Annotated in this window: 6 protein-coding genes; all 6 read right to left on the reverse strand. The window is 72.0% G+C overall.

Annotated features, from left to right (window positions below; all coding sequences use genetic code 11):
• Nucleotides 1-141: 141 nt before the first annotated feature.
• From ACIBAF_RS41200 to ACIBAF_RS41225, 6 genes are read right to left on the reverse strand one after another with little or no spacing between them, the layout of a single operon-like run.
• Nucleotides 142-336 (reverse strand): MbtH family protein, encoded by a 195-nt coding sequence (locus ACIBAF_RS41200; RefSeq protein ID WP_399470511.1) that lies wholly within the window; start codon nt 334-336, stop codon nt 142-144.
• A gap of 60 nt (nt 337-396) precedes the next feature.
• Entirely contained in the window at nt 397-6,948 is a 6,552-nt protein-coding gene (locus ACIBAF_RS41205) for an amino acid adenylation domain-containing protein (protein ID WP_399470513.1), read from the reverse strand.
• Nucleotides 6,938-7,996, reverse strand: coding sequence for a low-specificity L-threonine aldolase (gene ltaE, locus ACIBAF_RS41210; RefSeq protein WP_399470515.1), 1,059 nt, complete (start codon nt 7,994-7,996; stop codon nt 6,938-6,940). Before ltaE ends, ACIBAF_RS41205 begins: the two co-directional genes overlap by 11 nt.
• Entirely contained in the window at nt 7,993-10,275 is a 2,283-nt protein-coding gene (locus ACIBAF_RS41215; protein WP_399470517.1) for a pyridoxal-phosphate dependent enzyme, read from the reverse strand. The genes ltaE and ACIBAF_RS41215 overlap by 4 nt, the downstream gene beginning before the upstream one ends.
• A gap of 10 nt (nt 10,276-10,285) precedes the next feature.
• Nucleotides 10,286-11,290, reverse strand: coding sequence for a kinase (locus tag ACIBAF_RS41220; RefSeq protein WP_399470519.1), 1,005 nt, complete (start codon nt 11,288-11,290; stop codon nt 10,286-10,288).
• Entirely contained in the window at nt 11,287-12,780 is a 1,494-nt protein-coding gene (locus ACIBAF_RS41225) for an argininosuccinate lyase (protein ID WP_399470521.1), read from the reverse strand. The genes ACIBAF_RS41220 and ACIBAF_RS41225 overlap by 4 nt, the downstream gene beginning before the upstream one ends.
• Between the last annotated feature and the right edge of the window lies 1 nt (nt 12,781).

The raw sequence follows: 12,781 nt of genomic DNA on the forward strand, positions 1-12,781 counted from the left end.
CTGGTCGGGGGGGGCGCCCAGTTTGGGTCTCCCCTGCTCGGGGGTGTGTACGTTTTAGGCGTTACCATGTACACCCCCCCCACCAACCCCAGGCCCCCCCCGGGGGGGGGGGGGGCCGGCCCCCCCCCCCCACGACGGTGGCTAGCGGATGCTCCTGGGACGCATGTCCTGCCAGGCGCGCTCAATGTAGACCGAGCAGGAGGCCCGGTCGGCCTCGGCGTGGACAACCTGCCAGCCTGCGGGGACCTCCAGGTGGGCCGGCCATAGCGCGTGCTGTTCCTCGTCGTTGGCCACCACGAGGTAGCGGCTGTTGTCGTCGTCGAACGGGTTGGACATCTTCGGTCTCCGTCTTCTGTGCAGTGAGTCGTGGCGAGGTGCGGTCGGCGGGCCGCCGGGTCAGACGGCCGTGCGTGTGCGCGGCCGGGGGACGATCCGGGGCTCCAGCGTCGGGCACGCCTGGTCGGTCGTCAGGTCGTCCACGTGCCGGGCAAGTTCGGCCACCGTGGGACGGCCGAAGAAGTCCGTCATGGACACGGACACGCCCAGCACAGACCGGATCCTGGCAACCGCCTGGGTGGCCAGGAGGGAGTGACCGCCCAGCGCGAAGAAGCTCTCGTGGATCCCCACCGGGACGACCCCGAGCAGTTCCTCCCACAGCGCGGCGATCACGCTCTGCGTGCGGGTGCGGGGTGCCGTGTAAGTACCCTCCGGCAGTTGGCCGCCCATGTCCGCGAGCGCCTTCTGGTCGACCTTCCCGTTAGCGGTGACGGGCATGCTGTCCAGCAGCGCGTACGTGGCCGGAACCATGTAGGCGGGAACTTTGCGTGCCACATGGGCACGCAGGTCCTCCGCGGTCGGCGGGAGCGCCCCCTCGGCGGTGACGGCGTAGGCCGCCAGCTGCCTGCCCCGGGTCGGATGGTCGACGGCGAGCACCTTGGCCTGGGAGACGGCGGGGTGGGAGGCCACCGCCACCTCCACATCGCCCAGTTCGATCCGGAAGCCCCGGATCTTCACCTGGTGGTCGGCGCGCCCCAGGAACTCCAGGCTGCCCTCGGCGCTCCGGCGCACGATGTCGCCGGTGCGGTACATGCGCTCGCCGGGCCCCGCGAACGGGCAGGGCACGAAGCGTTCCGCGGTAAGTACGGGCCGGCCCAGATAGCCCCGCGCGACGCCGCTGCCCGAGACGTACAGCTCCCCGGGCACACCCGGCGGGACCGGGTTCAGCCGCTCGTCGAGCACATAGGCCCGGATATTGGCGACGGGCCCACCGATGGGCGCCCGGGACGGCCAGACCTCGGTGTCCTCGGGCAACTCGTACGCCGTCACCACATGGGTCTCGGTGGGCCCGTAGTGATTGGAGATCCGGCGGCCGGGCCGGGCAGCCGCGAACGCGCGCAGCTGCTCCGACAGCAACAGGGCCTCGCCCGCCTGCGCCACACGGGTCAGCTCCGCGAGGGCGATCCCTTCGTCCGTCGCCACCGCGAACAGCGCCTCCAGTACCACGTTCGGCGCGAACAGGTCGGTGGCTCCGCTGCCGTCCAGCCAGCGGACGAAGCCGACGAAGTCGTTGCGGATGTCGAGGTCGGGGACGAGCAGGGTGGCGCCCGCGACCAGCGTGGAGAGGATCTCCTGGGCCGAGACGTCGAAGGTGAGCGCGGTGAACTGCGCGGTGCGGCGCCCCGGCCCGGTGCGTTCCGTCCGGCCCTGCCAGATGAGCAGGTTGACCAGGGCGTGGTGGTGCATCACCACGCCCTTGGGCAGCCCCGTCGACCCGGAGGTGTAGATGACGTACGCGGTGTGCAGCGGGGTCAGTGGCCGCACCCGGTCCGCGTCGGTTAGGTCGGCTGCCGGCCGGGCCAGGACCTCCGCTGCCGTCCCGGATTCCTCCGGGCACAGCCATCGAAGCCCGGGGTGCGTGTCCCGGAACTCGGCGGCGATCGACGGCGCCGTGACGACCAGGGACGGTGCCGCGTCCGCCAGGACCGTCGCGATGCGCTCCACCGGATGAGCGGGGTCCAGGGGCAGGTATCCGGCGCCTGCCTTGAGCACCGCCAACAGCGCCACCACCGTCTCCGCCGAGCGCGGCAGGAGCAGCGCCACCACGTCGTCCGGTCCGATACCGAGCTGGACGAGGTGCCGCGCCAGGCGGTTGGCCCGCTCGTTGAGCTCCGCGTAGTCGAGCACGCGGCCGCCGTGGTCGACGGCCGGAAGGTCCGGAGTGCGGGCCACCTGCTGTTCGAAGAGGTCGGTCAGGGTCAGCTGCGGGCAGGGGGCCTCAGTGTCGTTCCACACCTCAAGGGCCCGCCGCTCAGCCGGGCTGAGCAGGGACACCTCGCTCAGCCGCCGGTCCGGGTCCTCGGCGAGAGCCGTCAGGACGGTGCACAGCCGTTCGGTAACGGCCCGAGCCGTTTCCTGGTCGAACAGATCGGTGCTGTAGGTGAGTTGGCAGTCCAGTCCGGCGGGCTCCCGGTGGCCGTCGGTGCGCTCCCGCATCTCCAGCAGCAGGTCGAACATGGCGAACCGCTCGGCGACGGCGAACTCCTCGACGCGCAGGCCGGGCAGCGCCGGCGCGGTACCGGCGGTGTTGTGGAAGGCCAGCATCACCTGGAACAGGGGATGACGGGCGGTGGAGCGGGCTGGGTTGAGCGCCTCCACGAGCAGTTCGAAGGGGAGGTCCGGGTGACCGTAGCCGGCCAGGCTTGTCTCCCGGACCTGGCTCAGGAGGTCGCGCAGGGTGGGGTCGCCGGCGGTGTCGGCGCGCAGTACGAGTGTGTTGACGAAGAAGCCGATGAGGTCGTTCTGCGCGTCGTCCGTACGGCCCGCGGTGGGCACGCCCACCGGGATGTCGGTGCCCGCGCCCATCCGTGTGAGCAGGGCGGCGAGGGCGGTCTGGCAGGTCATGAACAGGCTGGTCGAGGCGTCCCTGGACAGCGCGGCGAGCGCGCGGTGCACGCCGGTCGGCACCTGGAAGCGGACCGTTCCGCCTCGGTGGCTGGCCACGGCGGGTCGCGGCCGGTCGGCCGGCAGGTTGAGCTCCTCTGGCAGACCGCTCAGCCGCTCGGTCCAGAACCGCCGTTGCTGGGCGAGGACACTGTCCGGGTCCGCCGGGTCGCCCAGGACCCGGTGCTGCCACAGCGTGTGGTCTGCGTACTGGACGGGCAGCGGTTCCCAGCTGGGCGGCCGCCCAGCGTTGCGGGCCTCGTACGCGAGCGCGAGATCCCGCCACAGCGGGGCGTAGGACCAGCCGTCGCTGGCGATGTGGTGCAACACGACGAGCAGCACGTGCTCGTCCGGGCCGGTCGTGAACAGATGGGTGCGCAGCGGTGGGTCGATGGTGACGTCGAAGCCCTCGCTGGCGTGCTCGGCCACGGCCTCGGCGAGATCGCCGTGGACCTGGTGCAGGCACAGCCGTGGCCGGTGGGTCTCGGCGTCCAGGACCACTTGGTGGGGCGTGCCGTCCGCCTCCGGATAGACGGTCCGCAGGATCTCGTGCCGTTCGGTGAGGTCGGCCAGGGCCGCCTCGAGGGCCGTCACGTCCAGCGGTCCGGTCACCCGTAGCGCGGTGTGCATGTTGTAGGCCGCCCGCTGCTCCTCGAACCGGTTGAGCAGCCACATCCGCCGCTGCCCGTAGGAGAGCGGGACCCGCGGCGGGCGCTGTGCGGCGACGAGCGGGGCCGGGTTGTCACTCGCCCCGTCCGGCGGCGTGGCACCGGGCGGGGTCTGCTCGCCCGGTCCGCCGCTGAGCAGCCGGGCCAGTCCTGCCGCGGTGGGCTGCTCGAAGACGGCCCGTATTGCCAGGTCGGTGCGGAAGGAGGCGCGGATGCGGGAGACCAGCCGGATCGCCAGCAGGGAGTGTCCGCCGTGCTCGAAGAAGTCGGCGTCGACGTCCGTCCAGGGCCGGTCCAGGACCTCGCCGATGAGGGTGCACAGCAGGCGTTCGGCCGCGTCGCGCGGCTCGCGTCCGGCGGGGGCCGCGATGACCGATGGCGTGGGCAGCGCCCTGCGGTCGAGCTTGCCGCTGCTCGTCAACGGCATTTCCGGCAGCGGCACCCAGTCGGCCGGCACCATGTAGCCGGGCAGCCGGGCCGCCGTGTACTCGGCAAGTTCCCCCGGATCGGCGAGGCCAGCGCCGTGCCCGGTCACATAGGCGACGAGCCGCTGCTCACGCACGAGCACCGCGCAGTCGGCGACCATCGGGTGCCCGGCGACCACCGCCTCGATCTCCCGGAGTTCGATGCGGAAGCCGCGCAGCTTGACCTGCGCGTCCCGGCGGCCGCGGTACTCCAGCGTGCCGTCCGGCAGCCGGCGCACCAGGTCACCCGTGCGGTACATCCGCCGGGAGCCGCCGGTCTCGTCGGGCAGCCGTACGAACGCCTCGGCGGTCAGGTCCGGTCGCCGGTGGTAGCCGGCGGCCAGTTGCACACCGCTGAGGTACAGCTCGCCGGTGACTCCCACGGGAAGCGGCCGTCCGTGATGGTCGAGGACATGCAGCCCCGTGTTGGCGACCGGGCGGCCGAGGGGAACCACCGGACCTTCGCCGGGCGAGCACTGCCAGTGCGTGACGTCCACGGCCGCCTCGGTCGGGCCGTACAGGTTGTGCAGCTCGACGCCGTGCAGCGTGCGGAAGAACCGCTCCCGCAGTTCGCCGGACAGCGCCTCTCCGCCGCACAGCACCCGGGCCAGGCCGGTGCACCGGACGGCGGCCGGGTCTTCGAGGAAGAGCTGCAGCATCGACGGCACGAAGTGCACCGTGCTGATCCGTTCCCGCTGGATCAGTTCCGCCAGACAGGCCGGGTCGCGGTGCCCGCCGGGAGGTGCCAGGACCACCACGCCCCCGCCGATCAGCGGCCAGAAGAACTCCCACAGGGACACGTCGAACGTGTACGGCGTCTTCTGCAGGACCCGTTCGTCTCGTGCCAGCCCGAACACCTCCTGCCGCCACAGCAGTTGGTTGGTGATGGCGCGGTGGGAGACGACCACTCCCTTGGGCTTGCCCGTCGACCCGGAGGTGTAGATCAGGTATGCCGGGTCGTCCGGCTCGCTCTGCGCGCACGACCAGGGCTCACCGGCATCGCCGGTATGCTCCGGGACGTCCTCCAGCGCGATCACCCGGACACCGGGCAGATCGAACCGGGCGGTCTGCTCCCGGGTCGTCACAACCGTGCGGATCGCCCCGTCGGTGAGGATCCCCCGCAGGCGCAGATCAGGACTCTCCGGATCCAGCGGTGCGTACGCGGCGCCGGACTTCAGCACACCCAGCAGGGCGGCCGGAAGGCCGAGGGACCGGTCGAGCACCACCGCGACGACGTCGCCCCGCCGCACCCCGGCGTCCCGCAGCGCGCGGGCCAGCAACCCGGCCCGGGTGTCCGTCTCCCGGTAGGTCAGCGCGGCACCCTCGTAGCGCACCGCCGTCGCCCCAGGGGTGCGGGCGGCCTGCTCGGCCACCAAGTGATGCAGCACGAACGGGCCGGGGTAGTCGCGGCCGGTGGCGTTCCACTCCGCCTGCTCGCGCAGCTCCCGCTCATCAAGTAGCGGCACCTGCGCCGGCGTCAGGCCGGGGGCGGTAACTAGGGCCCGCAGCAGCGTGAGGTAGTGCCCAGCGAGGCGCCGCACGCGCGGCTCGTCGAAGAGGTCATGGGCGTAGCCGAAGCGGCACACCAGGCCCCGGGAGTGCCGTTCCAGGTTGAGGCTGAGGTCGAAGTGCGTGGTGTGCTGGGGTACCTCGGCGAACTCCAGCCGCAGACCCGGGACCGGGTCGTCGCCCAGAGCGAGCCGGCTGTCGTGGAAGCTGCACATCACCTGGAAGAGGGGATTGACGGCGGCGTCCCGCCGGCGGGCCACTGCTTCCACGACCCGGGCGAACGGTACCTGCTGCCGCTGCTGTGCGGAGCGGAGCGTGTCCCGCACCGCCAACAACAGACCCTTGAAGGACGGGACGTCCGACAGGTCCTGGCGCAGCGCCACCGTGTTGACGAAGAAGCCGATGGTGTCCTCGAACTCCTCACGGGTGCGGTTCGCCATGGTGGTGCCCACCACGATGTCGTCCTGCCCGCTGTAACGGTGCAGCAGCTCGTACAGGACCGACAGCAGGACGACGAACGGCGTGACGCCCTCGCCCTCGGCGAACTCCTCGAGACGGTCCACCAGTTCGTCTGGGAAGTCGATGGTGAAGCTGCCCCCGTCCACCGAGGGCACGGCTGGCCGCGGGCGGTCGGCCGGCAGGTCCAGGACCGGTGGGTCGGCCAGCCGCCGCCTCCAGTACCGCAGTTGCTCGCGCGCATCCTCCGAGTCGCGCTGGGCGGCCTCCCAGTGGGCGTAGTCCGCGTAGTGCATCCGCACCCGCGGCAGCTCGACCGATTCCCCGGACACCGACTGCCGGTACGCCTGCCACAGTTCGCGGAAGAGGACGCCCTCCGACCAGCCGTCGGTGACCGCATGATGGAGGTTGAGGAAGAGGGAGTGGCGGTCCGGGCCGGTGCGGTAAAGACGGGCGCGGAGCAGCGGTTCGGCGGAGGCTAGCGAGAACGGCACCTGCGCCTCACGCTCGATGTCACGGTCGGCCTCCGCGATGTCCCGCGTCTGCACGCAGGTGATCTCGGGGGACCACGCCGGTGCGACGAGCTGGCGCAGACCGTCGTCGTCCGGGGCGAGCGTGGTGCGCAGCGCCTCGTGCCGGCGCACCACGACCGTCAGGCTCTCGCGCAGTGTCGGCAGGTCGAGGGCACCGTCGATCCGCAGCACGAGGGGCACGTTGTAGGCGGCGTTGGCGCCGTGCAACTCCTCCAGGAACCACAGCCGTTCCTGAGCGCTGGAGGCCGGGAGCCGGCCCGTGCGGGGCGCGTGCACCACCGTGGCCGCCGTGGGGGCGGCACCCCGGCCGCTCAGCAGGCGGCGAAGCAGCTCCGCCCTGCCCTCGCTCATGCTGCTCGGGATCGGGTCAGCGCTCATGACGCGCCTCCGGCCCCTGAGCCAGGACACGCCGTACGATCCGCACGGCCGCGTCGATGTCCGCCCGGCCGACGTCGCGATGCGTGACCGCACGCAGCCGGCCGTGACCGAGCTCGGCGAGGGCCAGTCCCTGGGCCGCTGCGGCGTGGACGAAGGTCTGCCAAGTGAACCGCGGGTCGGTCACCCGGAACATGACGATGTTCGTCTGCACGTCCTTGGGGTCCGTGCTGATGCCATCGGTGTCCGCCAGGCCCAGCGCCAGGTGCCGGGCGTTGTCGTGGTCCTCGGCGAGGCGCTCGGTGTCCGATAGGGCGAGCAGTCCGGCGGCGGCGATCACACCGGCCTGGCGCATGCCGCCGCCCAGCATCTTGCGGAAGCGGCGGGCCTGCCGGACGAAGTCCGTGCCGCCGGCCAGCATCGACCCGATGGGGGCGCCCAGCCCCTTGGAGAGGCAGAACTGCACCGAGTCCGCGTCCCGTGCCACCTCGGCGGCTGGCACACCCAGTGCCACGGCCGCGTTGAACAGGCGTGCGCCGTCGAGGTGGACGGGCACGCCGCGCGCGTCGGCGAAGTCCTTCACCTCACGGGTGTATTCGGGCGGTAGCACCACGCCGCCGCACCGGTTGTGGGTGTTCTCCAGGCAGATCACGGCCGGCAGCGCGAACTGGGGGTCGTCCGGGTCGTCCGGGAAACCACGCTCCAGGTCGCTCGGCAGGAGCCGTCCGTCGGGCTGGTTCGGGAGGGGTTCGTAGACCGCGCCGCCGCAGACGGAGGCCCCTCCCGCCTCGTAGATGTAGATGTCGGTCTCGTCGCCGACCAGGATCTTCGACCCGCGCGGTGCATGGGTGAGCAGGGCGCACAGGTTGGCCATGGTGCCGCTCGGCATCAGACAGGCGGCTTCCTTGCCGGTCAGCTCCGCGGCCCGCTCCTCCAGCGCCCGTACCGTGGGGTCCTCGCCGTACACGTCGTCCCCGACCTCGGCCTCGGCCATGGCCCGGCGCATCGCGTCGGTCGGTGTGGTGAAGGTGTCGCTGCGCAGTTCGATCATCGGACTTCATCCCCGGGGGTGGGTTCGGTGGTGACGTGGACGTGTAGTTCGCCCGTGGCGGCGGCCAGGGCGCGGCGCACCGACTCGGCGTCCGGGCCCGCGGCGATGACATGGCCGAGGCGTCCGTAGGCGTTCTGGGCGGGGCGTACCGCCGCCCCCTCGGCGGCGGTCACGGTGACCGCGGCGACGCCGTCGACGGCGCGCGCGGCCTCGACGCCCTCGACGGCCCGAAGCGTTCCGCTCTCCTCGGCCAGCAGGAACCGGATGCCGGCGGACCCGGCGCGTCGCGGGGCGAGGTCGAGCGGTATGCCGGTGACGGCGCGTAGCTGCTGCTGGAGCAGGTCGAGGCCGGTGGCCCGGTGGACCGCCGCCGGGATCATGCCGCCGGCCAGCCGGGGATTGATCTCGATGACGGTGGCGCCGCGCTCGGTGAGCCGTATTTCCGTGTGGGTGGCGCCGAGTTCCCAGCCGACCGCCTTCAGGGCGGCGCTGACGGTCTCGACGATGTCGGCGGCGACCGCCTCGGTGAGCGGTGCGGGGAACAGGTGCCCGGTCTCCACGAAGTAGGGGCCGTCGGTCACCTCCTTGGCGGTGATGCCGACGCAGGTGTGGACACCGCCGTCACTGAACATCTCCACGCTGAACTCGGGCCCGGCGAGGTGTTCCTCCACCAGGACGGTCCCGGCGGTGGGCAGGCCGCGTACGTTCGTCCGTACCGCGAGGACGGCCGCGGCGTGCGCGGCCGCCTCCTCGGCGGTGCGGCACAGCAGTACGTCGTTCGAGCCGGAGTCGTCGGCCGGTTTGACCACGCAGGGCAGACCCACCTCGCGCACCGATCCGGCCGTTCCGGCCGGATCGGTGACCAGCGCGAACCGCGGCTGGCGGGCTCCGGCGTCCCGCAGTGTGGTGCGCATGACAGCCTTGTTGCGGCAGGCCACGACCGCCTCGGCCGTGTTGCCGGGCAGGTCCAGCCAGTCGGCGAGTTCGGCGACGACGGGCACGTAGAAGTCGCTGGTGGTGGTGACGCCGACGAGTTCCTGGCGGGGAAACGTCCGCTGGACGACTTCTCGCAGCGCGGCCAGGGAGTTGGTGTCGCAGATGAGGATCTCGGCGTCGGCCTCGGACAGTCCCGCGTACCGTTCCGGGCTGCCGGTGAGCAGGACCGGGACCAGGCCGAGTTCCCGGGCCGTACGCAGCGCGATCATGCCGGTGCCCGAGGTGTTGGCCTCGACGAACAGGATGCGTCGCGGCAGGTCGGCCGGTCGGCGCAGAATGGCGCGCGACCACTGCTTCACCGGGGTGCCGTAGGCGACTTCCTCGGGTCGGGAGGCCAGTGGCAGATCGGTCACGCCGTGCTCGGCCCAGTAGGCGTCGCTGTAGACGGTCTGCGCGTACCGGTCGCCGCGGTCCGGGAGGATGCCGACGATGCGGCTGCCCGGGGCGGCGCGACGCGCGACGTCCGTCAGCACCCGGTACACGGAGCCCGAGGTGTTGCCGGCGAAGATCTGCTGTTCCCGGGCCAGGGCGTGGGCCGCGGCGAACGCCTCGTGGTCGTTGAGCCAGTGCACCTCGTCGATGACGCCCCGGTCCAGGTTGTGGGGCGAGAGGCTGTTACCGAGGCCGCTCTGCAGCCGCTTGGGAACGTCGGGCTGCTCGAACAGCGCGCTGCCCACGCAGTCCACGCCCACCGAGCGCAGCCCGGGCAGCTGCCGGCGCAGCGCGCGGGTGCTGCCGCACAGCGAGCCGCCGCTGCCGACCGCTCCCACCAGCACGTCCACCGTGCCCAGGTCCCGCAGCAGTTCGTCGGCGAGGAAGCGGTAGGCGCGGGGGTTGTCGGGATTGGTGTACTGCTGCGGCCAGAAGGCGCCCGGCAGTTCCCGCAGCAGGTCCTCGAGGCGCTCCAGGCGGGCACCTTGCCAGCCCTGTTCGGTCATCCGCGGGACCACGTGCACCTGGGCGTCCAGGGCTCGCAGCTTGGCGAGGGTCGTGGCGTCGATCCGTGGGTCGGTGACGATGTGCACGGGGTGACCGAGCGAGCGGCCGACGAGCGCCACGCCGAGCGCGAGCGTGCCGGAGGAACTCTCCACGATCGGGGCGCCGGGCAGCAGGGCGCCGATGCGGCGCGCCTCCTCGATGGCGCTCTTGGCCACCCGGTCCTTCATGCCGAAGGGGTTGGCCAGCTCCAGCTTCGCGTAGACCTCGGTGCCTTCCGGCACATCGAGGCGGAGCCTGACGAGAGGGGTGTGCCCGACCATGTCGTGGACGGTGGGAAAGAGCATGTTCACTTCCTCAGGCGATGGCCGGGTCAGTGGTGCGTGGGGAGGTCGCAATGGGGTGGGGGGTGCCGAGGGACCAGTCGTCGTCGTGGCCCAGCGAGCGGTAGAGCATCGTGGTTCCGGGCAACCAGGCGCACGCGGCGAGCGCGGCGTCGGTCTTCGCCCATCCCTCCGGGTCGCCGTGGGGCAGCAGGATGCCGAGCATGGTGCCGCTGTGGGCGCAGGCGACACCGAGTCCGTCGATCTCCCGGCAGATGCGCTGGAGCACGGGCAGTGCGGGACGGGAGGTGTGACGGGCGTTCAGTTCCGCGCTGCGGGTGGCGACCCGGCCGAGCGCGCCCAGGTCGGCGTGGTGGATCGCCTCGCGTGCCTGGTCGAGCAGTCGGGCGTACTCGCGTGTCTCCGCGGCACCGGGCGCGGTGGTGGTCCGGTTGTAGCCGATGGTGTCCACCTGGCCGCCCTCGTCGTAGGCGATGACGGTCATCGCGGGTACGGTGCCCAGGCGTTCGCGCAGCCGGACCTCCCGGTGGCTGAAGGCCACCATCTCGTCGTACATGACCCCGTCGGACGGCTCGATGCCGCGCAGCAGCGACTCGATGTCGGCCGGGGCGAAGGTGACGCCCACCGCCGCGGCGACCGCCCGGGCGGTCGCCACCAGGTCCGCGGAGGAACTGGCCATGCCCTTGCCCTCGGGCAGGTCGCTGCCGATGCGCAGCCGGCCGCCGCCGGGGCGGCCCGCGGCCCGCAGCGCCGCCTGCGCCAGGCGCGCCGCCTTGCGCTTGTGCGCCGGTGCCACGTCGACGGATGACGCGCCCGGTTCGTAGGCGAAGGTCGCGGTAGCCCAGACGGCCACCGGCAGGGTCACCATGAAGTGCTCGCCGCTTTCGGGCAGCACGCCCTGCAGGAGTTCCCCGAAGGTGCCGAAGGCGCGCCCGACGCCCGCGTCCGGGACGCGGCGCCTGAGCTCGGTGACGTCGGCCAGTGTCCGGTGCTGCCTGGTGCGCAGATGCGCTGTCATGCTTCTCCTCCTGCGCCGTGCGCGAGGCGGGCGCGTGCCGCCCATTCCCCGCTCAGCCGTTCCAGTTCGTCCCGCTGCGCGTCGAGGACCGTCGCGACCGCATCCGGGTGTGCCGAGCCGGCGGACTGTGGCGTGCGCAGGGCCTGCCGGACGTCGAAGATCCCGTTGAGTACCTCCTCCGGCGCGGCCAGGTCCGTGTCGAGATCCGCCGCCACCTGCTTCAGCAGGGCCGGGTCGGTCTGCGTCGGCGTCCGGCCCGCGGCCATGGCGGCGACGATGTAGCGGCCCGCGATGACCTGGGCTCGCCGCCAGGACACTCCTTCGCGGAGCGTGAGAGCGTTGGCCAGGGCGAAACCGCCGAGGAACTCCTCCTCGCAGGCGGCGGCCATCCGCTCGGTGTCGAACCGCGCGTGTTCGAGGACGGCCGTGGTCAGCCGTAGCACACTCTCGAAGCTGTCGAAGGCGTACGGGAGTTGGGCCGCGGCTTCCTTGGAGACCTCCACCGAGTTGGAGAAGGCAGTGTTGCGCTGGCCGAGGACCGCGTCGGTGTGGCAGGAGGCCAGATGCGCGGACCTGCCCCGGATGCGTTCGAGGATGGGGAAGTTCTTCTTCTGCGGCATCGCCGAGGAGATGCCCGACAGCTCGTCCGGCAGGTCCAGATAGCCGTAGGCGCTGCTGCCCCAGGTCATCAGGTCGGTGGCGAATCGGCTGAGGGCCACCCCGAAGATGCCGAACTCGGCGGTCGTCTCCAGGGTCCAGCCGCGGTAGGCGATGGAGGTAAGGGCCAGCGGCTGGACCCGGCCGAAGCCGAGCAGCCGGGCGAGCCGGTCCCGGTCCCAGGCGAGTTCCTGGCCCGACATGGCCCCGGCGCCCAGCGGGCACGCGTCGATCCCGTCGTAGGTGCTCAACAGGCGTCGCGCGGTGTGCAGGACCTGCTCCAGCAGGGCCGCGAGGTAGAAGCCGGGCGTGATGATCTGGGCGGCCTGCAGATGGGTGTAGCCGGGCATGGGATCCTCGGTGTACCGGCCGGCCAGACGGTGGGCCGCCTGCCCGAGGTCGAGCAGGGTGCCGGCGCCGTCGGCGAGCCGCGCCCTGCCGTACATCAGCTGGGCGCACGCCTGGAGGTCGTTGCGGCTGCGGTCCACGTGCCAGGCCGGGACCGGTTCGCTCAGCTGCGCCTCCACATGGCGTTCCAGGGTGAAGGCGATGTCGGACATGCTCGCCTGCCGCTCGGCCAGCAGCTCCTCGCGTGTCACGGCGCCGAGCAGCCGGTCCAGTTCGGCCGCCTGCGTGTCGGTGACCAGGCCGAGTCGCAGGTACTCGGCGACCAGTGCCTGTTCGACGGCGATGTAGTACGGCAGCAGGTTGGCCGCCTCGTGGTGGAACTGCGGATCCAGGACCTCCTCCCTGAGCAGGTCGCTCGGACCGTTGCCGATGCGTCCGCTCAGCGGGAGTGCCGGGTTCGCGCCGTTGTCGTGGTCAGGGGGCACA

This window comes from Streptomyces sp. NPDC051677, from assembly GCF_044453465.1.
Taxonomy (GTDB): Bacteria; Actinomycetota; Actinomycetes; order Streptomycetales; family Streptomycetaceae; genus Streptomyces.